Source organism: Paraburkholderia sp. HD33-4 (assembly GCF_021390635.1).
Taxonomy (GTDB): Bacteria; Pseudomonadota; Gammaproteobacteria; order Burkholderiales; family Burkholderiaceae; genus Paraburkholderia.
The window spans coordinates 490307-513665 of record NZ_JAJEJS010000002.1; the positions used below are offsets into that span (position 1 = coordinate 490307).

At 63.7% G+C, this 23359-nt stretch carries 21 protein-coding genes and 1 pseudogene; 11 read left to right on the forward strand and 11 right to left on the reverse strand.

Annotation, left to right across the window (positions count from 1 at the left end):
- The first annotated feature begins 29 nt into the window (after positions 1 to 29).
- Entirely contained in the window at positions 30 to 1313 is a 1284-nt protein-coding gene (locus tag L0U84_RS22170) for a DUF3443 domain-containing protein (protein ID WP_442794081.1), read from the forward strand.
- Between the two features lie 105 nt (positions 1314 to 1418).
- Here the strand turns inward: L0U84_RS22170 and L0U84_RS22175 are convergent, their stop codons facing one another.
- The gene (locus tag L0U84_RS22175) at positions 1419 to 2519 is read right to left on the reverse strand and encodes a zinc-binding metallopeptidase family protein (protein ID WP_233852675.1); all 1101 of its coding nucleotides are present in this window, start codon (positions 2517 to 2519) and stop codon (positions 1419 to 1421) included.
- 337 nt (positions 2520 to 2856) lie between these two features.
- Between L0U84_RS22175 and L0U84_RS22180 the strand changes: the two genes are divergently transcribed.
- The 4 genes from L0U84_RS22180 (at position 2857) to L0U84_RS22195 (ending at position 10215) form a co-directional block, all read left to right on the forward strand.
- On the forward strand, positions 2857 to 6342 hold the full coding sequence (locus tag L0U84_RS22180; RefSeq protein ID WP_233852677.1) for a transglutaminase family protein: 3486 nt from the start codon (positions 2857 to 2859) through the stop codon (positions 6340 to 6342).
- Between the two features lie 68 nt (positions 6343 to 6410).
- Complete coding sequence (locus L0U84_RS22185) at positions 6411 to 9002, forward strand: circularly permuted type 2 ATP-grasp protein (RefSeq protein WP_233852679.1); 2592 nt, start codon at positions 6411 to 6413, stop codon at positions 9000 to 9002.
- A complete protein-coding gene (locus tag L0U84_RS22190; protein ID WP_233852681.1) occupies positions 8999 to 9889 on the forward strand; it encodes a transglutaminase family protein in 891 nt (296 codons plus the stop codon). The genes L0U84_RS22185 and L0U84_RS22190 overlap by 4 nt, the downstream gene beginning before the upstream one ends.
- Positions 9889 to 10215 (forward strand): hypothetical protein, encoded by a 327-nt coding sequence (locus L0U84_RS22195; RefSeq protein ID WP_326491193.1) that lies wholly within the window; start codon positions 9889 to 9891, stop codon positions 10213 to 10215. The genes L0U84_RS22190 and L0U84_RS22195 overlap by 1 nt, the downstream gene beginning before the upstream one ends.
- 307 nt (positions 10216 to 10522) lie before the next feature.
- Here the strand turns inward: L0U84_RS22195 and L0U84_RS22200 are convergent, their stop codons facing one another.
- The 3 genes from L0U84_RS22200 to L0U84_RS22210 form a co-directional block, all read right to left on the reverse strand.
- Positions 10523 to 11455, reverse strand: a complete 933-nt coding sequence (locus tag L0U84_RS22200) for a DMT family transporter (protein ID WP_233852682.1) — start codon at positions 11453 to 11455, stop codon at positions 10523 to 10525.
- 189 nt (positions 11456 to 11644) lie between these two features.
- Entirely contained in the window at positions 11645 to 12874 is a 1230-nt protein-coding gene (locus L0U84_RS22205; protein ID WP_233852683.1) for an NAD(P)/FAD-dependent oxidoreductase, read from the reverse strand.
- 12 nt (positions 12875 to 12886) lie between these two features.
- Positions 12887 to 13591 carry an SDR family oxidoreductase gene (locus L0U84_RS22210; RefSeq protein WP_233856683.1) on the reverse strand — a complete coding sequence of 235 codons (705 nt, stop codon included), beginning with the start codon at positions 13589 to 13591 and terminating at the stop codon, positions 12887 to 12889.
- Between the two features lie 127 nt (positions 13592 to 13718).
- On the opposite strand from L0U84_RS22210, the gene gcvA reads away from it, so the two are divergent.
- A complete protein-coding gene (gcvA, locus tag L0U84_RS22215; protein ID WP_233852684.1) occupies positions 13719 to 14669 on the forward strand; it encodes a transcriptional regulator GcvA in 951 nt (316 codons plus the stop codon).
- Here gcvA and L0U84_RS22220 read toward each other — a convergent pair.
- The 5 genes from L0U84_RS22220 to L0U84_RS22240 all read right to left on the reverse strand — a co-directional run bounded on the left by L0U84_RS22220 (position 14623) and on the right by L0U84_RS22240 (position 18845).
- Complete coding sequence (locus L0U84_RS22220; protein WP_233852685.1) at positions 14623 to 15201, reverse strand: pyridoxamine 5'-phosphate oxidase family protein; 579 nt, start codon at positions 15199 to 15201, stop codon at positions 14623 to 14625. The two genes, gcvA and L0U84_RS22220, sit on opposite strands and share 47 nt — an antisense overlap.
- Positions 15185 to 15655: a RidA family protein gene (locus L0U84_RS22225; protein ID WP_233852686.1), complete on the reverse strand. Its 471-nt coding sequence runs from the start codon at positions 15653 to 15655 to the stop codon at positions 15185 to 15187. The genes L0U84_RS22220 and L0U84_RS22225 overlap by 17 nt, the downstream gene beginning before the upstream one ends.
- A 574-nt stretch (positions 15656 to 16229) precedes the next feature.
- The gene (locus L0U84_RS22230; protein WP_233852687.1) at positions 16230 to 16778 is read right to left on the reverse strand and encodes a carboxymuconolactone decarboxylase family protein; all 549 of its coding nucleotides are present in this window, start codon (positions 16776 to 16778) and stop codon (positions 16230 to 16232) included.
- A gap of 110 nt (positions 16779 to 16888) precedes the next feature.
- Positions 16889 to 17725, reverse strand: coding sequence for a helix-turn-helix domain-containing protein (locus L0U84_RS22235; RefSeq protein ID WP_233852689.1), 837 nt, complete (start codon positions 17723 to 17725; stop codon positions 16889 to 16891).
- A gap of 187 nt (positions 17726 to 17912) precedes the next feature.
- Positions 17913 to 18845, reverse strand: coding sequence for a LysR family transcriptional regulator (locus tag L0U84_RS22240; RefSeq protein ID WP_233852691.1), 933 nt, complete (start codon positions 18843 to 18845; stop codon positions 17913 to 17915).
- Positions 18846 to 19028: 183 nt separating this feature from the next.
- On the opposite strand from L0U84_RS22240, the gene L0U84_RS22245 reads away from it, so the two are divergent.
- Both L0U84_RS22245 and L0U84_RS22250 read left to right on the forward strand, forming a co-directional pair.
- Positions 19029 to 19562 carry a hypothetical protein gene (locus tag L0U84_RS22245; RefSeq protein WP_233856685.1) on the forward strand — a complete coding sequence of 178 codons (534 nt, stop codon included), beginning with the start codon at positions 19029 to 19031 and terminating at the stop codon, positions 19560 to 19562.
- A 250-nt stretch (positions 19563 to 19812) separates the two neighbouring features.
- Positions 19813 to 20646, forward strand: a complete 834-nt coding sequence (locus L0U84_RS22250; protein WP_233852693.1) for a DUF4377 domain-containing protein — start codon at positions 19813 to 19815, stop codon at positions 20644 to 20646.
- 57 nt (positions 20647 to 20703) lie between these two features.
- On the opposite strand, the gene L0U84_RS22255 is transcribed toward L0U84_RS22250, so the two are convergent.
- Positions 20704 to 20994, reverse strand: a complete 291-nt coding sequence (locus L0U84_RS22255; protein WP_129957181.1) for a hypothetical protein — start codon at positions 20992 to 20994, stop codon at positions 20704 to 20706.
- Between the two features lie 109 nt (positions 20995 to 21103).
- Between L0U84_RS22255 and L0U84_RS22260 the strand changes: the two genes are divergently transcribed.
- On the forward strand, positions 21104 to 22069 hold the full coding sequence (locus L0U84_RS22260; RefSeq protein WP_233852694.1) for a GlxA family transcriptional regulator: 966 nt from the start codon (positions 21104 to 21106) through the stop codon (positions 22067 to 22069).
- A 75-nt stretch (positions 22070 to 22144) separates the two neighbouring features.
- Here the strand turns inward: L0U84_RS22260 and L0U84_RS22265 are convergent.
- A pseudogene (locus tag L0U84_RS22265) lies at positions 22145 to 22285 on the reverse strand (AraC family transcriptional regulator); the annotation flags it as partial.
- 122 nt (positions 22286 to 22407) lie between these two features.
- Here L0U84_RS22265 and L0U84_RS22270 point away from each other — a divergent pair.
- Together L0U84_RS22270 and L0U84_RS22275 are read left to right on the forward strand one after the other, a co-directional pair.
- Entirely contained in the window at positions 22408 to 22830 is a 423-nt protein-coding gene (locus L0U84_RS22270) for a MarR family winged helix-turn-helix transcriptional regulator (RefSeq protein WP_233852696.1), read from the forward strand.
- An 83-nt stretch (positions 22831 to 22913) separates the two neighbouring features.
- On the forward strand, positions 22914 to 23336 hold the full coding sequence (locus L0U84_RS22275; protein ID WP_233852697.1) for a MarR family winged helix-turn-helix transcriptional regulator: 423 nt from the start codon (positions 22914 to 22916) through the stop codon (positions 23334 to 23336).
- The last annotated feature ends 23 nt before the right edge of the window (positions 23337 to 23359 follow it).

Below are 23359 nucleotides of genomic sequence, written 5' to 3' on the forward strand. Positions count from 1 at the left end.
AGCGAAACATGCGATCCAGGTCTTCGTGGATGACCGTGCTGGGCGCGGCGCCCGTCGTCGCTTTGGCGCTGCTGTTGAGCGCGTGCGGCGGCGGCGGGGGTGGCAGCGCGAGCACCACGGCCAATTCGAGCACCTCCAGCAGCTCGAACGGTTCGGGCAGCTCGATCAGTTCGTCGGGTTCGACCGTGACCAACACGTCGCCGTCGCCGCAGGTGCTGGCCGCCAACGCGGTGCGCGTGACGGTCGACTCGGGCATCAGCAACGTGCCGAATATGCCGTTCGTCAGCATCACGATCTGCGCGCCCGGCACCAGCACCTGCCAGACGATCGATCACGTGCTCGTCGATACCGGCTCGTGGGGCGTGCGCGTGTTCGCGTCGCAATTGCCTGCGTCGATGAGCCTGCCGCAGCAGAAGGACGGCTCGGGCAACCTCGTCGCCGAATGCATGCAGTTCTTCGACGGCTACACGTGGGGCGCCGTAAAGCTCGCCGATGTGCAGATCGCCGGCGAGAAAGCCGCGTCGCTGCCGATCCAGGTGATCGATCCGGGCTACGCGTCGCTGCCGGGCGATTGCGCGGCCGTCGGCGCGGCGCGCAACACGCCGGCCGCGTTACAGGCGAACGGAATTCTCGGCATCGGCGTGTTCAAGCACGACTGCGGCGCGAACTGCGTGCAGCAGGCGATCCCCGCGACCTACTACGGATGCAGCGGCACCAGTTGCTCGTCGATACCGCTTGCGGAGACGTATCAGGTGGCCAATCCGGTGCCTTACTTCGCGACCGACAACAACGGCTCGATGCTGAGTCTGCCGACCGTGTCGGGCGGTGCGCCATCGGTGACGGGCGAGCTCGTGTTCGGCATCGGCACGCAAAGCAACAATGGGCTCGGCGGGGCGCAGGTGATCGGCGTGAGTCCGTCGAACGGCACGTTCACGACGGTGCAGAACGGCACGACATACACGCGCAGCATCATGGACAGCGGCTCGACCGGACTGTTCTTCCAGACCAGCTCGATGCCGGCCTGCGCGATCCCGAACAGCGCGTACTATTGCCCGAGCTCGACGCAGCAATTGAGCGCGATGATCGAAGGCGTGAACGGCACGACGAGCGCGGTGACGTTCAACGTCGGCAACGCGCTGTCGATTGCGCAGACCTATAGCGGCGACTCAGCATTGCCGCTGCTCGCGGGACCGGCATTCGTCACGTCGACGGTGTTCGACTGGGGCCTGCCGTTCTTCTATGGCCGCAACGTGTATGCGGCGATCGAGCAGCAGTCGACGCCGGGTGGGACGGGGCCTTATGTGGCCTACTGAGGTGGACTGCTGAAGTCGCATGCTGAGCGCCCGTCGCCCATTGCTCGCGGCGCAATGACGAGCGTCCGCAACGCCCGCTGCCGGTCGGACCGGCGGCGGGCTTTTTTATGCGCTGACGGGTTCGCGGTCGCCAGGCTTGTCGCGCTTGCCGGCCGCCGCCGCGATCACGCGATGCACGAAGCGCAGCTTGTCGACCACCGGCGCGGCCAGCGTGAACGGATAGCCGTCGGGCATGCCGAGACTGCGGTTCAGACTGTTCAGCGCATAGGTGAGCGGAAACCAGCGCTTCATCAGATTGCCGAAGCTCGCATCCTCGACCGGCGTGCGGTCGGTCAGCGTCGGCTCGCTCGGATCGTCGGGCAGCAGCGCGAGTCCGTACGACGTCGACGTGTCGAGCACATCGACGATCAGCAGATAGTGCGCCCACGTCTCCGCCCAGTCTTCCCACGGATGCATCGTCGCGTACGCGCTGATGTACGACGCCTGCCAGTCGGCCGGCGCGCCGTCGCGATAGTAGGCGTTCAGCGCTTCGCCGTAGTCGGCCTGCTCGTCGCCGAACAGCTCGCGAAACGGTTCGAGCCAGCGCGGCTCGTTTTCGATCAGCTGGCTGTAGAAATAGTGGCCGGTCTCGTGGCGGAAGTGGCCGAGCAGCGTCCGGTACGGTTCGCCCATCGAGGTGCGCACTTTCTCGCGATGCGCGTCGTCGGCCTCGGCGATGTTCAGCGTGATCAGCCCGTTGTCGTGACCGGTCATCACGGGCTCGCCGTCGCCGCCGTCGGCGAGAAATTCGAAAGCGAGGCCGCGCTCAGGGTCCGCGTCGCGCGATTGCACATCGACACCAAGCTCGCCCAGCGTGTACAGCAGACGCCGCTTCGCGACTTCGAGCCGGTACCAGTAGAGCCGGTTTTCCGGTTCGCTCAGGTTCGGAATCGTGCGGGTCAACTGGCAGGCGTGGCACAGCGTGTCGGGCGAATCGGCCGGGATCATCCAGTTGCAGACGTTTTCGACCGCGTAGTTGTGGCATTGCCGGAACAGCGCGCCGTTCGCGTCGGGATGCAGACTGCGCCAGCGGCCGTCGCCGGCGTCTTCGAACCCGCTGATCTCCCGCTGCTGCGGCAGATAGCCGAGCAGCGACAAGCAGCGCTCGCAGCGGACGTTCTCGTAGAACACGAGTTGCGCGCAGCGATTGCAGTGGAAAGTTTTCATCGGGCGGGCCTCTTGATCGATGCGATGTCGTGCGCGGTGATCAGCCATTGTGAGCGGGATCATCGGCACGATAGCGGACGAAAGCCGGTCGCAATCTTCATGCCGCGATTGCCAGACGTCACCGCTTTAACGCACAGTACGGTCATCATCGTGCATCGGTGCTGCGCCGCTTTGGTGCACGGTCCGACGAGACCCGGCGGCAAGCGGGCGGCAAGCCAACAGATACGCAAAACGCACACGCAATTCAGGCAACACCAGGCGGTTCACGCGAGTTAGTCCAGCAACGGCATAGAGCTTGCTTTTTTGGCGGGCTGCCCCTTTCATCGAGGAGTCCGGAGTGTCCATACGCGTCGCGTTGCATCACGTTACTCACTACCGCTACGACAGGCTGGTTACGCTGTCGCCCCAGGTCGTGCGGCTGCGGCCCGCGCCGCATTGTCGTACGCCGATCCTGTCGTACTCGATGCGCGTCGAGCCCGCGAGGCACTTCATCAACTGGCAGCAGGACGCGTTCGCGAACTACCAGGCGCGGCTCGTGTTTCCCGAGCAGACGCGCGAATTCAAGGTGACCGTCGATCTGGTCGCCGAGATGGCCGTCTACAACCCGTTCGATTTCTTTCTCGAACCGTCGGCCGAGCAGTTTCCCTTCGACTACGCGCCGGAGCTCGCGGCCGAACTCGCGCCCTACTGCGTGAAACGGCCGATGACGCCGCGCTTCGCCGAGTTCGTCGCGAGCATCGACCGCACGCCGGCCGGCACCGCGAACTTCCTGGTGGCGCTGAACCAGCGGCTGCAGCACGAGATCCGCTACCTGATCCGGATGGAGCCGGGCGTTCAATCACCCGAGGAAACGCTGACCAACGCGTCGGGTTCGTGCCGCGATTCGGGCTGGCTGCTCGTCGAGACGCTGCGGCAACTAGGCTTCGCGGCGCGCTTCGTGTCGGGCTATCTGCTGCAGCTCGCGCCCGACGTCAGGTCGATCGACGGCCCGAGCGGCACCGAGGTCGACTTCACCGACCTGCACGCCTGGTGCGAGGTCTATCTGCCCGGCGCGGGCTGGATTGGGCTCGACCCGACCTCGGGGCTGCTCGCGGGGGAAGGGCACATACCGGTTGCCTGCACGCCGGAGCCGGGCAGCGCGGCGCCGATCTCGGGCGCGGTCGACGAATGCGAGGTCGAGTTCGGACACGCGATGTCGATCAAACGCGTGCTGGAGTCGCCGCGCGTCACGAAGCCGTACAGTGAAGCCGCGTGGCACGACGTGCTGAAGATGGGCGCGCGGGTCGACTACGAACTCGCCGACATGGACGTGCGACTGACGATGGGCGGCGAGCCGACCTTCGTGTCGGTGCGCGATCGCGACGCGGCCGAGTGGAACACCGACGCGCTCGGCCCCACCAAGCGCGGCTACGCGGTCGCGCTGATGGACCGGCTGCGCGAACGCTACGGCGCGAACGGCTTCCTGCATATCGGCCAGGGCAAGTGGTATCCGGGCGAGCAGTTGCCGCGCTGGGCGATGTCGCTGTACTGGCGCGCCGACGGCGAGCCATGCTGGCACGACCCGGCTCTGTTCGCCGACGAACGCGAGCCCGGCCGCTACACGGCCGGCGACGCGCAACGCTTCATCGCGCATCTGGCGGCGAAGCTGTCGCTCGACGCGGACTGCATCCAGCCCGGCTACGAGGACACCTGGTACTACCTGTGGCGCGAGCGTCGCCTGCCGGTCAACGTCGATCCGTTCGACGCGCGCCTCGACGACGAACTCGAACGCGTGCGTCTGCGGCGCGTGTTCGACGCCGGGCTCGCGAGCCCGGCCGGCTACGTGCTGCCGATCGGCCGCGAGCGCGGCGCGCCCGGCATCGCGCCGACGTGGATCACGGGCCGCTGGTTCTTCCGCGACGAACGCATGTACCTGATTCCCGGCGATTCGCCGATGGGCTACCGGCTGCCGCTCGATGCGCTGCCGTGGGTGTCGAAGACCGACTATCCGTATCAGCACGCGCACGATCCGTTCGCCCCGCCGCAGCCGCTGCGCCCGGCCGCGCAATTGCGCGTGCAGTACGAAGGCGGGCGCGAGAGCCGGTCGATCGCCGAAGAAGAGGGCAGCGCGCGGCAGGCGGCCGCGCTGTCGCTGTCGGCGGCCGATCTGCTGAGCGGCATGCCGCACGGCGGCGTGCTCGCGTATGCGCCGCCGCGCCATGACGAATCCCCGCCGGCGCGAGGCGAATCGTCGAAGGACACGCTGCGCACCGCGGTGTGCGTCGAGGTGCGCAACCCGAAACGCGCGGCCGGCCCGAAAGCCGAAGCCGATTCGTTCGGCAGCGGCCGCACGCTGCTGCACGTATTCATGCCGCCGCTGCCCGATCTCGACGACTATCTCGACCTGCTCGCCGCGGTCGAAGCGACGGCCTCGGAGCTGCGGATGCAGGTCGTGCTCGAAGGCTATCCGCCGCCGCGCGACCCGCGTCTGAAAGTGCTGCAGGTGACGCCGGACCCCGGCGTGATCGAAGTCAACATTCATCCGGCCGCGAACTGGGACGAGCTCGTCGATCACACCGAGTACCTGTATCAGTCGGCCGCGCACAGCTATCTGAGCAGCGAGAAGTTCATGCTCGACGGGCGCCACACCGGCACCGGCGGCGGCAACCACTTCGTGCTCGGCGGCGCGACGCCGGCCGACAGTCCGTTCCTGCGCCGGCCCGATCTGCTCGCGAGCCTGATCGCGTACTGGCACAACCATCCGTCGCTGTCGTATCTGTTCTCGGGGCTGTTCATCGGACCGACGAGCCAGGCGCCGCGTATCGACGAAGCGCGCAACGATCAGGTCTACGAACTTGAACTCGCGTTCGCCGAGCTGCAACGCCAGGTCGATCTGCTCGGCGGCCGCGACAGCGGCCACCTGCCACCGTGGTTGATCGACCGCGCGCTGCGCAACATCCTGATCGACGTGACCGGCAACACGCACCGCGCCGAGTTCTGCATCGACAAGCTGTATTCGCCCGATGGTCCGACCGGCCGCCTCGGCCTGCTCGAACTGCGCGGCTTCGAGATGCCGCCACACGCGCGCATGAGTCTGGTGCAGCAACTGCTGCTGCGCGCGCTGGTCGCGCGATTCTGGCGCGTGCCGTACACACAGCGGCTCACCCGCTGGGGCACCGAGCTGCACGACCGCTTCCTGCTCGGCACCTTCGTGAAGATGGATTTCGAAGACGTGCTCGCCGAACTCGGCGAAGCGGGCTTCGCCTTCGATAGCGCGTGGTTCGCACCGCACTTCGAATTCCGCTTCCCGCTGGTCGGCGAGATGACGCTGAGCGGCATCGACCTGACGATCCGTAATGCGCTCGAACCGTGGCACGTGATGGGCGAGGAGGGCGGCGCCGGCGGCACGGTGCGTTATGTCGATTCGTCGGTCGAGCGGCTCGAGGTGCGCGCGCTGGGCTTGAACGGCAATCGTCACGTGCTGAGCGTCAACGGCGTGCCGGTGCCGTTGCAGCCGACCGGCCGCGTCAGCGAGTACGTGGCCGGCGTGCGTTTTCGCGCATGGTCGCAGTCGTCGGCGCTGCATCCGACGATCGGCGTACACGCGCCGCTCACGTTCGACCTCGTCGACACATGGAGCGGCCGCTCGCTCGGCGGATGCCAGTATCATGTCGCTCATCCGGGCGGACGCAACTATCAGACCTTCCCGGTCAACGCCTACGAGGCGGAAAGCCGGCGGCGCGCGCGCTTCTTCGCGTCGGGTCATACGCCGGGGCCGCTCGCCGTGGGCACGCCGCAGCGTAGCCTCGAGTTCCCGTTCACACTCGATCTGCGCCACAGTTGAAAAACATGCATCACTGACACCACACGACCTTGGCCTTTCAATCGACTTTGCCATTCGAAGCGTCGGCCATGCCGGCGGACGCTTCGTCCCTGTTGCGGTTGCTGCCGGGTCATGACGGACATTGGGACGAACTGCGCGACGCGGCGGGCACGCTGCGCGAGCCGTGGCGGCAGTTCTTCGCGCAGCTCGGCGAGGACGGCGTCACCCGTCTCGCGGACCATCATGCGTCGATCGCGCAGCAGATCCGCGACAACGACATCAGCTACAACGTCTACGCGGACAACGGCAAGTCGCGGCCTTGGGCGCTCGACCTGCTGCCGTTCCTGATCAGCGAGGCCGAGTGGGCGCACCTCGAGCGCGGCGTCGCGCAGCGCGCGCATCTGCTCAACGCGATCGTTGCCGACATCTACGGAGCGCAGACGCTGCTCGAATACGGGCAACTGCCGCCCGCACTGGTGTTCGGCCATCCGGGCTATCTGCGCTCGGTGAAGGGCTTCACGCCGGCCGGTGGCCAGTATCTGCAGGTCGTCGCGCTCGATCTCGCGCGCACGCCGGGCGGCGAGTGGAGCGTGCTCGCGCATCGCACCGAGGCTCCGTCCGGTCTCGGCTACGCGCTCGAAAACCGCCTGATCGTATCGACGCTGCTCGCCGAGCCGTTCCGCTCGCTGCGCGTGAGCCGGCTCGCGCCGCTTTATTCGCAACTGATCGCGACGCTCGTGCAGGCCGCGCAAGCGACGATGCGCAACGACGAACGCGCCGACGCTTCACCGCATATCGCGCTGCTCACGCCGGGGCCATACAGCGAAACCTATTTCGAGCATGTGTTTCTGGCGCGCTATCTCGGCGTCACGCTGGTCGAAGGCAAGGATCTGACCGTGCGCGGCGACCGGCTCTATCTGAAGACCCTCGCCGGCCTCGAACGCGTGCACGTCGTGCTGCGCCGTCTCGACGACGCGTTCTGCGACCCGGTCGAGTTGCGCGCCGATTCGACGATCGGCGTGCCGGGGCTGTTGCAGGTAATGCGCGCGGGCAATGTGATCGTGTCGAACGTGCCGGGGTCGGGCTTCGCCGAGTCGCCCGCGTTGCACGGTTTCATGCCGGGTATCGCCGAAGCGTTGCTCGGCGAAGAGTTGCTGCTGCCCGGCGTGCCGACCTGGTGGTGCGGCGAACGGGCCGCGCGCGAGCATGCGTTCACGCATCTCGACGACGCGTTCATCGTGCCGACCTGGCCGCTCGCGGGACGCGACGCGCCGCCCGGCATCGAGGGAGGCAGACAGGCGCTCGCGGCATGGCGCGAGCGCATCGACGCATGTCCCGACGCGTTTACGATCCAGCAGGAGGAGCGCTTTTCCTGCACGCCGCGCTACGAGGAGGGCACGATCGGCGGGCGGCCGTCGGTGCTGCGCGTCTATGCGATCGCGGATGTGAACGGCGGCTGGCACGTGATGCCGGGCGGCTTCACGCGCATGGCCGCCGAGCGTCAGACCACGGTATCGATGCAGCACGGCGGCAGCAGCGTCGATACCTGGGTGCTGTCGAGCCAACCGAGTTCGACGTTCTCGCTGCTGCCTTCGCCGCTGCAGCCCGCCGACCTCACCCGCAAGCATCGCACGGTATCGAGCCGTGCCGCGGAGAACCTGTTCTGGGCGGGCCGCTACGGCGAGCGCGCGGAAAACAACGTGCGTCTGCTGCGGCTGATTCTCGGCTCGCTCGAAGGCAACGACGCCGACGCGATGTTCGCGACGCTGGTCGAACTCGCGACATGGTGCGGCCTCGTGCAGGCAGGCGACCTGGCGTCGCCGCACGGGCCGCCGTCGCCACAGACGTTCGAGCGCGCGCTCGTCGCGAACCTCGGCGAGAGCGCGGGCAGTCTCAGCATCAGCCAGAATCTTAACTATCAGGCGCGCGCGAACGGCGAGGTGCGCGGGCGTTTGTCGAATGACCATTGGCGCATGATCCTCGCGGCGCGCAACGACTTCCAGGACGCATTACGGGTGTTGCTGCCGGCCGTGGGCGCGGGCAACGGCGGCGCGGGTGTCACGAGCAGCGGCAGTGCGTTCGATCGCTACGATCGCGTGACGCTCGCGAATGCGCTCGAACATCTGTCGGTGCAGCTGTCGGCGATCAGCGGTGCGCAGGGCGACCGCATGACGCGCGATGAAGCGTGGCGGCTGCTGTTCGTCGGGCGTCATATCGAACGTGTCGCGACGATGGCCGCGTTCATGCGCGATGTCGCCGCGACCGGCCAGCTCGCGACGCCGGCCGGCTTCGATCTGCTGCTGCAGATGTTCGACAGCACGCTCACGTATCGCTCGCTGTACCCCGGGCGTTTCGAAGTGCCCGCGCTGCTCGATCTGCTCGTGATCGAACCGCACAATCCGCGCGGCATCTATGGCGTGTACGAGCGGCTGCGCAACAAGCTCGACGAGATCGCGATCGCGGCGGGCAGCGTGCGGCATCGGCCGTTCGCGGAGCTGCTGCCGGGCGTCGAGTTGCTGCCGTCGCTCGAAGCGCTGTGCGAGGTCGACGAACATGGCTCGTATGGCAAGCTGATTGCGCTGTGCGATCAGATCGGCGGCTTCGCCAATGCGGCCGCGCATGAGATCAGCGCGCGTTATTTCAGTCACGCGACCACGGTCGCCTCGCAGGTGTGGGTATGAAGAACCCATCGACGGTGCTGTCCGTTTCGCATCGCACTACCTACCATTACTCGACGTATGTCGAAACCGCGCAGCATCTGGCGACCATCCGGCCGCTCGCGTGTCCGTGGCAGCGTGTGATCTCGCGCAGCGAGCGGATCGAGCCGGAGCCGTCGTATCGGCATAGCCGCATCGATGCGTTCGGCAACGACGTGCTGTACTTCGCGCTCGATACACCGCACGAGCGTTTGCAACTCGTCAGCGAAACCACGGTCGCGCTCACGCCGCGCTGGACCGACCTCGACGCCGAGGCCACACCGGCCTGGGAAACGGTGGCCGAGGCGCTGCGGTTTCGCGTGGGCGGCGCGTTCCGTCCGGAGGCGGAGTATTGCTTCGCGTCGCCGAATATCGCAATGCGGGCGTCGCTGCGCGCCTATGCGCTGCCCAGCTTCACGCCCGGTCGGCCGCTCGTCGCGGGTGCGATCGATCTGATGCATCGCATTCACGAGGACTTTGAATACAAGCCGTCGGCGACGTTGTTCGATACGCCGGCCGAACGCGCGTTCGAGCTGAAGAGCGGCGTGTGCCAGGATTTCGCGCAGGTGATGATCGGCTGTTTGCGCTCGCTCGGTTTGCCCGCGCGTTACGTCAGCGGCTATTTGCGCAACGATCCGCCGCCGGGACACCCGCGTCTGATCGGCGCGGATGCTTCGCATGCGTGGGTGTCGGTGCATTGTCCGGCCAGCGGCTGGATCGATCTCGATCCGACCAACGACGTGCTCGCCGATCTCGATCATGTGACGCTCGCGATCGGACGCGACTACAGCGATGTATCGTTGCTGCGCGGGACGATTCTCGGCGGCGGCGCGCATCGGATGGAAGTGGGGGTGACGGTGCTGGAGTTGTGATGGCGGGCGCGCTTCGTTCCCGGCACTCGACTGAGTTCGGCCATAATGGAAAAAACGTCGCCGGAGTTCACCCGCTCATGAAGTCCCTTTGCTTTGCAGCAGTTGTCGTCGTTTTCACTGCCGGCTGCACGTCGACCTCGGCGCCGGCAAATCCTCAGGCGGCGTACGATGCGAACGCCTATATGCTGCACGGTCCGGGCGGTGTGCCACCCGCCGACGCCGCTTCAAGACCGCCGAGACTTACCGTCGGCACCAGCTATTCCGACACGCAACTTATCCTTCCTTGGTTTCTCAACGACGTTATTAACTTCGTCAATTATCGTTAGTCAGGGAACCGCCAATCAGTCCCTCGGGTGGTGAGATCACCTTCTGGGGTTCTTCGGCTATCGAATAAGCGCGGTAGGGAGGATGCGCACGTTATGGCTGTAATTGTTGGGGGCGATTTAACAGTCATGGTCGGAGCGGGGCCTTGGGGGCTTCGACGCAAGGGGGCAGCAGTCGACCCTGACCTGCCATTCCGACCCGAGCCATTGCAACGACCGTTTCCGAAGGTACAGCCGCCGCTTGCCTCTCAAAGCACTTGACGGATTGTCCAGGACATTGGGTGCGCCGCGCCCGGTCACTCGGAGAATTTCAAGTCCTGGTCCACTGGGCGGCCTTCTTTTGCTGCGTGGGCTCGCCTGTATCGGCCAGGGTTCTTCGCTTCGCGGTCTGGATCAGAATCACCCCTCCGAGGATCAGCGCCAGCGCCAGTAACTCCATGCCGGTGATCTTCTCCCCAATCACTGCACCGATCATGACAGCGACCACGGGGGCGATATAGGTTGCCCCGGACGCTCGAACGGGGCCGAGCTTTTCGATGATGAAGTAGTAGATCAGAAACGCTCCGCCCGTGCCCAGCATGCCAAGTCCAAAGACCGCACCGAGCATGGCATGAAGATCCGCGTTTATAGCGCCGATACCGCTGAAGTCGGTCAGGACGAGCAAGGTCAGTACCGCGAGCCCCGTCTGCCAAGTCGCCAGAGCCAGAGGCGGCAGCTTCAGCGGAGAAATGTAGCGCCGTGCATAGACGAAAGAGCTGCCAAGGCTCAAAGTCCCGGCCATCATCCAAAGCACACCGGAAAGCGGCACCCCTTGCGCCCCGTCCCACGGGCGCGCGCTTACGGTGATTCCGAGGAAGCCCAGGGCGACTCCCGCGGCCATGCGGCGAGTCGGCCGTTCTTCGCGCAGGAGCAGGAAGGCGCAAATGAAGGTGAAGATCGGGATCGAACCGCTTAATAGACCCGCGACACTGGTTGGAAGCAAAGCTGTCCCAGCGACGAAGCCATAATAGTAGAAGCTTGTTGCCAGCACAGACATGACCGCGAAATGCGGCAAGTGGCGCAGTTGCTCACGGGTGATGACCCCGGCCCGCCAGGCCATGATGGCGAGCGGCAGAAAGCCGCAAAAAACACGCAGGAACACTGTCTGCATCGGGGAGATCAGGGCGGTTGCCCATTTCATGTAGATGAAGTTCGATCCCCAGATGAGACCGAGTGCGACAAGCGTGACATAGGCACGAAACATGATATCTGTCGGAAGAAGCGAGTACCACTCAGGTAGCCGGGCCTTCGACCCGGTTGAAAATAGGTGCGAGCCCGTTCTGCAGGCCCGCTATTCGAATTCGAAAGACTGAAGTGCAATCGAGCGCGAAAAGCGCACTTCCAGGTGGCAAATAACCTCCGAAGCAGCGCGCTGGTGACATTGCCAAACGCGTCAGATAACCGCCCGCTCCATCAATGGCTCGTTGCGTTCCAGCCGGTCATACGAGAACGGCGAAAGATCCAGGGTGCGATACCCACCGTACGTGATGAGTTCCGACACGCCGCGCCCCATTGCAGGTGCCTGCTGACTGCCGTGGCCCGAGAAGCCATTGACGAACAGAAAGTTCTTCGCCTGTGAGTGCGGCCCGACAATTGCGTTTCGGTCGAACGTATTGAACTCATAGTGACCAACCCATGAGTCGACAATCTTGACGTGCTCGAACTGGGGAATGCGGTTAACGAGAATCGGGAAAAGCTTCTTTTCCCAGATACCTTGCTCGTAGGAAAAATCCTCGTAGCCGACGGCTGGATCCGCATCGTCGAGCGGGGGGCATCCGATCAGGTAATTGCGGCCCTCCGTGCGGAAGTGGACACCGCTCGGATCGATGGTCAACGGCAGGTCGCAGTGCAACGGTTTCTCAGCCGAGAAGATGTAGGTGTAGCGACGCCGTGGTTCGATCGGGACGTCGATACCCGCCATTTGCGCCACCTGGCGCGCGCGCGGACCGGCCGCATTGACCACTGTGCCTGCCCCGATCAACTCGCCCGAGCGCAAGCGAACCGTCTCGACCTGGCTCGCTGACCGGTTCATCGAGGTGACTTCGTTGGTGATGTATTCGACGCCGTTTTCGCGAGCCTTGTTGCGCCACCAGTTCACCATCATCGGGGCATCGAAATACCCCTCGTCGACAACATTGAGGCTGCCCGCCACGATGTCGTCGAGCTTGTAGAAGGGATATTCCGCACGGATTTCCTCGGGTGTCACCATGCGGGTGCCTGCACCGGCCGATGCCTGCAGTTGCTGATCACGCCGGAGAACACCCGCAAATTCTTCGTTGTCGGCCAGATAGAGGTAGCCGAAGTTTTGAATCGGGATTTCCGGTACAGCGGGATCGCCGCCGAGATTCTCGCGGAAATGCTTGACGAACTCGGCTGCGTATTGAGCGATATGGACGTTGATCCCGGTCGCAAATTGCTGACGCATGCAGTTGTTGCTGGCTGCTGTCGACGTCCACTGGTATGACGGGTCTCGCTCGACGACAAGGATGGTTCCGGTGAAATCCTTGTTGTTCGACAGATACCACGCTACGGCGGATCCCATGCTGGCTCCACCTACGATGACCACGTCGTAGTGGTTGCGCAACGGCTTCGTCTCGATACTGGGTAGAGCTTTCATATCCATTAGAACTCCAATTTACAGAGCGCGAACAATGCCGCCATCCACCCGGATGTTCTGGCCGGTGATGTAACCGGCGCCATCCGACAGCAGGAACGCGACCGTCTTTGCAATTTCGTCGGTCTTGCCGAATCGGCCAATCGGGATACGGGCAACGATTTCGGGAGTCTCCGGCCAGCTGTCGATAAAGCCGGGCAGAACCGAATTGATGCGAATGTTCTCCTTTGCATAACGATCGGCGTACAGACGCGTGAACGCGCTAAGCGCCGCGCGCAGCGCCGAGGACACCGGCATCGCCTGCTCCGGTGCATCTGCCGCAAAGCTGGAAATATTGACGACGGCCCCGCCGCCTTGCTCCTGAAAGACCGGTGTCACGCGTCGTAGCACGCGCGCGACGTTCAGAACGATCAGGTCGAGACCGGCGTGCCACTGCTCGTCTGCAACTGACAGCAGATCGCCCTTGGTCGGGTGGCCGGTGTTGTTGACGACCGCATCGATACGGCCATACTTTTCGAGCGTTTCGCGAACGAGCCGGTCAATATCAGCGACCTCGGTCACCGATCCCGATATACCGAAGCCACCCAGATCCTTGGCTAACTCGACAGCACTACCGGACGGCGACATCAGTGCTACCCGATAGCCGGTCGCAGCGAGTTCCCTCGCGATCGCTGCACCCATGCCTTTGCCTGCCGCCGTCACAATCGCCACTTTTTCTACAGCCATGCTTCTCTCCTGATAGATGGATCGAAAACCGGATACGCCCACCGGCCGGTGTGCATGACTGCAATATAGGGCGATACAATGTCAGCGTCGAACGATGATTTCTCTTAACATACAGTAGTTTTTCTACATGGTTGACTCGCGAAAAACCCGCTACCTGCCTCCGCTCAATGCGTTGCGCGCGTTCGAGGCTGCGGCACGCAGCCTCAATTTCCGGCTGGCCGCCGAGGAGATCGGCGTCACACAGGGTGCCGTAGCTCAACAGGTTCGCCACCTCGAGGATGTCCTGTCGCTTCGGCTCTTCGAGCGGCTGCCGCGGGGGCTTGCGCTGACAACGGAGGGACTGGCGTATTTTTCGGAGGTCCAGCGCGCGCTGAACATCATCCTGGACGCCACGGAGGCGCTCAATCGCCGCTCGTCGGTGCTCACGATCAGCACGACGCCTTCTTTCGCCTCGAAATGGCTGATCCCGCGGCTGTCCGAGTTCAGTCAATCCTTCCCGGCGATCGAAGTTCGAATCATCGCGGACGAAAAGCTGTGCACTTTCAAAGGCGATGGTGTCGACATCGCCATTCGTTTCGGCAAGCCACCTTTCGGCAAAGGTCTCGTCGGCGACCTGTTGTTTCCACTTGATATCTTTGCGGTCGGCAGCCCGTCGCTGCTCGACGGCCCGAAGTCATTGACCAGGCCGTCCGATCTCGCAAAGCATGTCCTGCTCCACGACGCGCATGACTTGTGGCCGGAATTTCTCGCCGCACTGAAAAATGGAAGTCGAGTCGATCCCACCAAGGGGCCACGCTTCAATCAGTCGTCGCTCGCCCTTGACGCGGCCGCGGCCGGTCAGGGAATCGCATTGGCCAACGAACCCCTGGTTGAACGAGACATAGCCGCAGGCCGGCTGCGCCGGATTTTTGATTTTTCGATTTCCCTTTCGCTCGGCTACTACGTCGTGTGTCCGGAAGAGTCACGTGATTCCGACGCAAAGCGGGCGATGCGGGATTGGCTGTTTGCGCAGGCTGAAAAGGACAGGCAACTCACGGTGCAACCCAAATACCCTGCCAGGAATCCGAATCGCGGATAAACCTGACGCGAACATGTCCGCTCGGAGATAGATCAAGGTAATCGATCTTCGACACTTCGATGTCGACCAGGCAGAAGTTCTCGCTGCCGGCGCTTCGCTCGGCATCGTCGCATTCGGGCGGGACGTGCGCGTCGCCTGGCGAACCGATAGGCGTTCCGGGGCGAAGCGGAGCACGATAGAGTATCAACGTGCGCGGCCTGTTCGCGTTCCAGACTGTGTCCTTCCGTTCACCACGATCGACGATTGTGGCGATGCCTTCAAGGCGAATCTGCAGACCCGCTTCGAGGTCGCAAGCTACCACCGCGATGCGCGGGTCTTTCTTCAGTTCGGCCACTTTTTCGGACCGGATGTCTGTGTGAAAGGTCACCGCGCTTTGACTGCGATTGATCTGACGAAGCACGACGGTGCGGGCCCTCGGTGCGCCATCCAGCCCCAAGGTCGCAATTTGCACCATGGTGAACGGCGAGCGCACCTGCCCGGCATTCGCGCCTGCGGTCAACAGAGCCCAGATTCGATCAAGTATTTTCTGCATGCAGTTCAAATATCGCCTCGATTTCGAGCGGGGAATTCAGCGGGAGCGCCGAGACGCCCATTGCTGCTCGCGCATGTCGCCCAGCGTCGCCCAGCACTTCGACCAGGAAGTCGGACGCGCCGTTGATCACCGCGGGTTGTTCGAAGAAGCCTGGCACGCAGGCAACGAACGCGGATAGCCTGACAACCCGCGAAATGCGATTGAGATCGCCCGTTGCCGCCTTCACCTGCGAAAGCATGTTGATTGCGCAGGTTTTCGCAAGCTCCCTGCCACGAGCAACGTCGACCTCACGACCCAGCAAGCCGTTGACCTCCAGCCGATTGTTCACGAATGGAAGCGCTCCGGCGAGGAACAGCAGATTCCCCGTTTGCACGAACGGCACATAATTGGCGGCAGGAAGCGGTGCGATTGGTAGTGCAATCCCAAGCTCTGCCAGACGTTTTTCGATATCCACGATTTTGCCTCCTTTCAGCGTCTTCAAATGCCTCGTAAACGTATTGCAACGACGCATCGTCTGTCGAATCATCTTTTTTGGTGCTTGAGGGCAGATTTTCTACTGCCTGGGAATCTGCGCCGAGAATGAAGGTTCGCAGTGTGATGCAGAGCAGCCGCTCGAGTGACCAGGTGAAGGCGATGGCGAGCGGCGGCAACTTGCCGAGCCTCGTCTGATCTGTCCGGCTCGGTTTGACCCGTCTTCACCCTTCGGCGTCCCAAACCCAATTTCCAAATCCGCGGAACAAAGCACATTGGCAACTGGCTCCGCCCACTAACGCGCGCTCATCTGAACTGGAGACTGAGCCAAGCCCGTCAAGTCAATATAGTGGCGAGCCGTTAGTGGATGGCGCTATGGCCGTCGAGGTCGTCGACTGTCCTCGGGTGGCCGCAGCGTTGCAGGCGACGCACAGGTCCAGCTCAGCATCTGCCCGCCAGAAAATCAAAAAAAAGGCCTTTTCCCGGCGAGGAAAGGGCCTTAACGAGGCAATCTGAGGCGGCGGGTTCTGTTTCTATTCACGCCGCCCAAACTCGCATCAAGCCTTCCATTCGTAGGGCTGGAAGAGTTCTTCGAGCGGCGGCTGGGTGACGCTCGCGGTGTAGTTCGTCATCGTCGAGGCGGCGACCACGAGGACGACATCAAGCACCAGCGCCTGATCGAAACCCGCTTCGGTGAATGCAGCGATGTCGTGGTCGTCGATGCGGCCGCGCTTTTCGATCAGCGTGCGTGCGAGGCGCGACAGCGCCGCAAGCTTGGCGTCCTGCGGGAAGCGGCGTTCGCGGATCGCCTGCACGTCGGCCTCGCTCAGGCCTTCCTTGATCCCGAGGAATGAGTGGAATGCGACCGGCCACGCGGAGCCATTGGTCACCGCATTGGTGAGCAGCAGTACCTGCATCTGCTGTTCGTTCAGGTTGCCACCGTGCGCCTGATTGAACACGCCAACAAGGGCAGTAAGCAGCCTCGGTGAGCCCGCCATTTTGGCAGGCATGTTGGGCACCATACCGAAGATCTCGGCGAGAGTGTTCAGTGCGGGCTTCGATTGTTCGGGTGCGGATTCGAGCGTATAGGTGGGAAAGTTAGCCATGGTATTTCCTTGAGGGTCGAGGGTATCGCTGAGAACGTTGGGGCGACATGCACAGACTAGTCAGAGGCGCGAGTCCCGCCAATTACATGGCAGGTAATAAGCGAGCCAAACTATTCACGTGTCGCGGCGAGCAAGGCGATGTGCCGCGCTTCGGTTTCGTCGTCGGCGGGAAACATGCATTCGATCCGCAGTTCCTGTGCAGCGACCGTCAACGGTGTTCCGACCGAGGTGATCATCGAAAAGTAGTTGAGCACCGCGCCTTCGTTGATGAAGCCCATCGGCACCATTGGCAGCGTGGATGCAGAACCTGCCATGCCCAGCGCGCGCCATTCGGCACGCATGCCGGGGTAGGACAGCAGCGCATCGAGAAGCTGTTGCGTCTGGAGGTCGACGACATGGCCCACCGATTCGCGCTGCACGCGCTGGATCAAACTGCGTGCCACCGCCTCCCAGTTGGCCATATGCGGCCGCATGCCCCGGGGATCGAACATCAGGTGCAGGACGTTGCGCGGTCCCGCGCGTGCCGCCAGATCGACGAAGCAGTTGAAGAAGTCCAGCGCGGCATGGTTGGTCATCAGCACGTTCCAGTACCGGTCCATGACGATCGCCGGAAACGGCTCGTGCTGCAGCAGCACACGTCTGGCCGCACCTGTTACGAGCGACATTTCCTGAGCATTCCACGGCGCTTCCGAATACATTGGCGCGTACCCGGCCGACAACAGCAGAACGTTGCGCTCGCGCAGCGGCACCTCGAGCGACTGCGCGATATTCAGCAAAGTCTGCCGGCCCGGCACGCTTCGTCCACTCTCGATGAAGCTGATCTGCCGCTGCGAGATGTCCGCGTCGAGCGAGAGATCGAGCTGGCTGACCCCTCGCACTTCGCGCCAGTAGCGGAGCAATCCACCCAGTTCCGTTGGTGCTCGCTGGTTGAGGTCCAATGCGCTCATAGTCTTCCTGTACGTATCAGGACAAACGGTTCGTTGCGGTCGATGTGCAATTGCACTCGACCGGATACTGGAGTTTTCGAGCTGTGACCATTCCGAGCAATTACATCGTATGTAATCTTCACCGCAACAGGCCGCGACGTTGCTTATAGGCGACCTTTGACCTCCCTCAACGACATCATCAACTTCATCAACTATCGCCAGCCAACGGGCGCGCCGCGCGGCTCTTCACATGATCGATGAACGCGCGCAGCTTCGGCATGATCTGCCGGCGGCTCGGATAGTAGAGAAACACGCCCGGGATCATCGGCGCATACGCATCCAGAACGCGCACGAGCTTGCCGGTTCGCAACCCCTCGGCGGCCATCGGCTCGGGTAGCTGGGCAAGGCCGATGCCCGCGTTCGCCGCGCCCAGCATGCCCAGAAAATCGCTGGCGATGAAAGGACCGGAGACGGCGATCTCGATCGGCTGGCCGTTGTCGTTGAACGACCACAATGCGAGCGCGCCGCTCGAGCGCCGCCAGCGAATGCAGGCATGCGTGCGCAGATCATCGATGTGCTCGGGGCGGCCGCGCGCCGCGAAATAACCAGGACTCCCCACCACGACGAAACGGAATGGCGCCGTCAACGGCACCGCGACCATGTCGGCGGCAACGAACTGACCTAGCCGGATGCCGGCATCGAAACCCTCCGCCGCGAGATCGATCAACTCCTTGCTGGCCGCGACCTCCACCTCGACCTCGGGATTGGCCTCGCAGAACGACGCGATCAGCGGCTCCAGCAGGATCGGCACGACCGCGCGCGGCACCGAAAGGCGCAACAGGCCGGACGGCCGCTCGCCGAGTCCGCGCGCCACCTCGCTGGCGGCGACGAGTTCCTCGAAAGCGGGCTTGGCGCGAGCCAGAAAGCGCTCGCCGGCTTCGGTCAGGCCGACGCTGCGCGTGGTGCGGATGAAGAGCGTCGCGCCGATGCGCGTTTCGAGCACCCGCACCGCCTGACTGACGGCCGACGGCGTCACGCCGAGTTGCGCGGCGGCGCCGCGAAAACTGCGATGCTCGGCCACGCTGAGGAAGACCTCGACGCCGTCGAGCGCACCCTGCCTGACTGTGAAGTTCTGCTTCATAGCCTGTCAACATTGTGAGGAATAGTCGCACGCGCGAGACGATGGTACACCTAACACCTGCGCATCAGCAGCGCGAAACCATGCGGCGACCGGGCCACCGGATCGCCCGTGCGCATGGTCGGCAAGCCCGCCGATCCGTGTCGTTTGCGGCTGCGCACCCGCCAATATTTGTCAGGAGGCACCATGTCGCCGCGGCTTCTTTTCCAGTTGCATCTCGTTCTGGGCTATGTCGCCTGGTTGTTGTGCTTCAGCGCCTACGTCTGGCCGAAGCTCAAGTCGATGTCCCCATTCGACGCGCAACGCGCGATCGCCACCTTGCACAGCTTCCGCTTCTTCGGGCTCGCGTTCCTGCTGCCTGGCGTGGTCGGTCCGCAACTGTCCGCGAGCTTCGCCGCGTTCGCCGCTTATGGGGATTTCGCCACGGGCGTGCTGGCGATACTGGCGTTGCTGACGGCCCGGATCCGTCCGCTGTTCTGGTCGTTCGTCGTGGCTTTCAATGTTGTCGGCGCAGTCGATCTGATCCTCGATTACTACCACGCCGTAGCGATCGATCTGCCTGCGCACGCGGGAGAACTGGGGGCCATGTACGCGATCCCGGTGATTTATGTTCCGACGCTAGCGATCACCCACTTTGCCGCTTTCTATCTGCTGCTGCGCCCCCGGTTCAAGCGCCTTCACGCCATGCCTGCGCTGAGCCGTGACATTTCCAACGTGTAGCGTGCTTGACCATCCGCAGTTCGGCCAACTAACGAAGGATTTCGGCAAACATCGAACAGCATATTTCCGCCATCCACCTGCGTTATCCTGTCGGTCGTCGAGTCGATGCTCGCGGCCTGAAAGAAGCAGGTGTGCAAACCCGGCACAATGCGGCTGGGTGGTGCCCTTCAATGGCTCTTCCGGCTTTCGCGCATCCGACCTGATTCTCGCGTCCCTTCCACGGGACGCGAGCGAACGCCCGGAACAACCATTGAACTACCGAGGTGCCGACGTGAAATACCGCATGCTCTTGCTGCCGCTCGTGCTCGCCGCCTGCGCCCAGACACCCGAAGTGACGGCTCCGGCTCCCGCGGCGACCACGGCCGCCGCGAACCCGGCAGCGCCGACCGGGACCGATCTGCTGACCCGCTACCACTGGCAACTGAACAACGCGATCGACAGCAATGGCAACCGCATCGATGCATTGTTCGCCCGCCCGGACAAACCGGTGCAACTGGACTTCAGTGCGTACCGGATCACGGTCGTCAATAGCTGCAACAACATGGGTGCGGGTTACACGGTGAGGAAGGGCCATCTGCAGATCGGCCCGATGGTCAGCACGATGATGGCCTGCAACGACGCGGCGCTTGCCGCACTCGACGATGCGATCTCGCAGCGTGTGCGCGGCAGCGTCAACGTGAACCTGCTCGCGCGCGACAACGGTCCGAGCCTGCAACTCGTCACCGACAACGGCGATACGCTGAGCTTCACAGGCGTGCCCACGGCCGAGACGCGTTACGGCGGCCCCGGGCAAATTGCGTTCTTCGAAGTGGCGCCGCAGTCGGTGCCGTGCAACCATCCGTTGATGCCGAATGCGCAATGTCTGCTCGTGCGAGAACGCTTCTTCGACGAGCAGGGTCTCGCCGCCGGCACGCCCGGGCCGTGGCAACCGTTGACTCAGAATATCGAAGGCTATACGCACACGCCGGGTATCCGTAACGTGGTGCGAGTGAAGCGTTTTACGATCAAGAACCCGCCGGCCGATGGGCCGTCGGTCGCGTATGTGCTGGACCTCGTCGTCGAATCGGAGAAGGTCGGGCAGTGATGCTTTTCAACCGTGCCGCCGGCCACGCCGGCGGCACGGTTCATCCCGCCAGCAACATCATCCCTTCTGGATCAGCCGGCCCAGCGGCGCGAGCGGTCCCACCGGCAGATACTCGTATTTCATCAAGCCGTCGGCCACGAGCGGCAACGCGTTAAGGATCGCCTTGGCCTCGTCGACCGATTCGACGTTCATCAGAAAGATCGGCCCGGCCTTGTCGCGGAACCAGAACTGCTCGACCTTGCCGTCGAGATAAAGCTGCAGAGTGGACGGCACCTCGTGGGGCATGTGCTGCTGGAGCTTGTCGGGGGTGAGGGTCGGTTGCGCGGATGCGATAGCGAAAACTTTCATCAATGGCTCCTTGGTCGACGTTCGTTGCGATGTGCAACTGGGTTCACTGTAGCCCTCCCCCGGATAAAGCTGTATCGTCGCAAATGACAACTTTAGGGTCATTTACGCCATGCGCATCGCCATCCTCGCGTTGGAGGGGCTGTTCGACACCGGCCTCACCGTCATGCTCGACGCGTTCTCGCTCGCCAACCGCTTTGCCGCCGCGAAAATGGGCGGGCGGCCGCACTTCGAGCTGTCGATCGTCGGCGTGCGCAAGAAGGTCCGCTCAGGGCAGGGGTTCGCCATCCCCGTGCAAACCATCACCGCCGACCTGAAGCCGGACTGGGTGATCATTCCCGCGCTCGGTACCGGCACACCGGAGCAACTGGTGCCGGCGCTCGAACGGCCGGACGTGCGCGACGCCCGGGCGCAAATGCTGGTGTGGCACGCGCAGGGCACGTTGCTCGCCGCGTCGTGCATCGGCACCTTCCTCGTCGCGGAAACCGGGCTCCTCGATCATCGCGAGGCGACCACGACCTGGTGGCTGAGTCCATTGTTCCGGCAGCGCTATCCGGCGGTCTTGCTCGACGAGTCGCGCATGCTGGTAACGACGGACGTCGGGGTGACGGCGGGCGCGGCGATGGGACATCTCGATCTCGCGCTGTGGCTGATCCGCCGCGCGAGCCCCGAACTGGCCGCGCTCGTGTCGCGCTACCTGCTCGCCGACCTGCGCTCGTCGCAGGCGCCGTACATCATCCCCAACCACCTCGCTCAGGCCGATCCGCTGATTCAGCGTTTCGAGCGATGGGCGCGCGATCATCTGAAGGAGGGCTTCTCGCTGCAGCACGCGGCGGCCGCGCTGGCAACGAGCGCGCGTACGCTGCAGCGTCGTTGCCAGGACGTGCTCGGCAAATCGCCGTTGGCTTACTTTCAGGACCTGCGTGTCGAGCACGCGCAGTCTCTGCTGCATGGCAGCGGCCTCGGCATCGACGCGATCGCGGCCGAGGTCGGATATGTCGACGGCGCCACGCTGCGGACGCTGTTGCGTCAACGGCTCGGCAAGGGTGTGCGGGATTTGCGTGCGGACCTGCGTTGAACGCCTGGCACGGTTAGACGTCGCAGCTGTAGGGCGCGGGTGGGGGAAGCAGGCCGAACGTAGCGAACCTGCCCGTTATGGACACCCCTGGCGGAGCTTCTGCGTATCACGGGGCAATTCGTTAAAGCGCGCGATGTACGCGGAGAAGCGGCCGAGATGCCCGAAGCCGAAAGCGAGCGCGGTATCGGTGATGCTGCACGACGGCACCGTCAACAGCCAACAAACCTGGCTGGCAAGCCGCAAACGGAAGGCACCGCGTAGCGCAACCGATGAGGCACTTGCGCAGCCACCCGCAGAAAAACTTGACACCGTGCATATGCACACATAGACTTCGCTTCATGAACCGTCCTCTCTCCTACGACGAATGCAACTGCTTCGCGCTGCGCCAGGCGGCGCGGCACGTCACGCAAATCTACGAGCGCCATCTCGGCAACGTCGGGCTCACGGCTGCGCAGTTCACGATCCTCGCGAAGCTTGCGCGCACCCCGAACCTGCCCATCGCGGAACTCGCGGACGCGATGGTCATGGAGCGCACCACGCTGGTCCGCGCGATGAAGCCGTTGCAGCGCGACGGCCTCGTGCTGGCCGACGCGGCGGACCACGACAACCGCACCCTGCTGTTCAGCCTGACGGAAAAAGGCGAGACCACGTTCGATCAAGCCTCGGTCGCGTGGCGCGCCGCGCAGGAAGAATTCGAAAAGAAGTTTGGTCGCGCCCGCGCGAAGACGCTGCGCGCGGAGTTGTTCAGCATTACCGGCTAGATCGGTGTAATGAACCCGCTTCGGCGGGTTTTATAACGTTCCTTAATGTGCATATGCACTAACGTGCAAAGGAAGTGCAGCGAATGGAAGCGCTCTTAGACGACGACTGCTTTGCGATTCGCCAGGCTGCGCGTCACATATCGCAGATCTACGACCGGCATCTGTCGAATGTCGGGCTGACCATCACGCAGTTTTCGCTGCTGGGGCGTCTGAAGCGCACCGGTCCGATGACGATGAAGCAGGTCGCCGAAGCCATGCGGATGCAGCGCACCACGCTGGTCCGCACGATCCAGCCGCTGCGACGCGACGGGCTCGTGTCGAGCGAGGCGATGGGCGCGGATGCGCGCACGTTGCTGATTTCGCTGACCGCCGCGGGCGAAGAGCGGCTGGACGCGGGCCGCGCGCACTGGTATGCCGCGCAGGCCGAGTTCGAACACCGCTTCGGCGAGGAGCGCGCGGCCGCGCTGCGCACCGAGCTATTCGCGATCACCAGAGATCCGCTTTGACATAAACGCTAGAGGTAGCGGAG

Excerpts from the sequence above, each read along its gene's own strand:
- L0U84_RS22170 (WP_442794081.1), top strand. The coding sequence starts at position 30 with ATGACCGTGCTGGGCGCGGCGCCCGTCGTCGCTTTGGCGCTGCTGTTG.
- L0U84_RS22255 (WP_129957181.1), bottom strand. The coding sequence starts at position 20,994 with ATGAAAGTTTTCGCTATCGCATCCGCGCAACCGACCCTCACCCCCGAC.
- L0U84_RS22240 (WP_233852691.1), bottom strand. The coding sequence starts at position 18,845 with ATGAAGCAGAACTTCACAGTCAGGCAGGGTGCGCTCGACGGCGTCGAG.
- L0U84_RS22185 (WP_233852679.1), top strand. The coding sequence starts at position 6,411 with ATGCCGGCGGACGCTTCGTCCCTGTTGCGGTTGCTGCCGGGTCATGAC.
- L0U84_RS22270 (WP_233852696.1), top strand. The coding sequence starts at position 22,408 with ATGAACCGTCCTCTCTCCTACGACGAATGCAACTGCTTCGCGCTGCGC.
- L0U84_RS22190 (WP_233852681.1), top strand. The coding sequence starts at position 8,999 with ATGAAGAACCCATCGACGGTGCTGTCCGTTTCGCATCGCACTACCTAC.
- L0U84_RS22195 (WP_326491193.1), top strand. The coding sequence starts at position 9,889 with ATGGCGGGCGCGCTTCGTTCCCGGCACTCGACTGAGTTCGGCCATAAT.
- L0U84_RS22245 (WP_233856685.1), top strand. The coding sequence starts at position 19,029 with ATGTCGCCGCGGCTTCTTTTCCAGTTGCATCTCGTTCTGGGCTATGTC.
- L0U84_RS22205 (WP_233852683.1), bottom strand. The coding sequence starts at position 12,874 with ATGGATATGAAAGCTCTACCCAGTATCGAGACGAAGCCGTTGCGCAAC.
- L0U84_RS22200 (WP_233852682.1), bottom strand. The coding sequence starts at position 11,455 with ATGTTTCGTGCCTATGTCACGCTTGTCGCACTCGGTCTCATCTGGGGA.
- L0U84_RS22210 (WP_233856683.1), bottom strand. The coding sequence starts at position 13,591 with ATGGCTGTAGAAAAAGTGGCGATTGTGACGGCGGCAGGCAAAGGCATG.
- L0U84_RS22220 (WP_233852685.1), bottom strand. The coding sequence starts at position 15,201 with ATGCAGAAAATACTTGATCGAATCTGGGCTCTGTTGACCGCAGGCGCG.
- gcvA (WP_233852684.1), top strand. The coding sequence starts at position 13,719 with ATGGTTGACTCGCGAAAAACCCGCTACCTGCCTCCGCTCAATGCGTTG.
- L0U84_RS22260 (WP_233852694.1), top strand. The coding sequence starts at position 21,104 with ATGCGCATCGCCATCCTCGCGTTGGAGGGGCTGTTCGACACCGGCCTC.
- L0U84_RS22175 (WP_233852675.1), bottom strand. The coding sequence starts at position 2,519 with ATGAAAACTTTCCACTGCAATCGCTGCGCGCAACTCGTGTTCTACGAG.
- L0U84_RS22230 (WP_233852687.1), bottom strand. The coding sequence starts at position 16,778 with ATGGCTAACTTTCCCACCTATACGCTCGAATCCGCACCCGAACAATCG.
- L0U84_RS22235 (WP_233852689.1), bottom strand. The coding sequence starts at position 17,725 with ATGAGCGCATTGGACCTCAACCAGCGAGCACCAACGGAACTGGGTGGA.
- L0U84_RS22275 (WP_233852697.1), top strand. The coding sequence starts at position 22,914 with ATGGAAGCGCTCTTAGACGACGACTGCTTTGCGATTCGCCAGGCTGCG.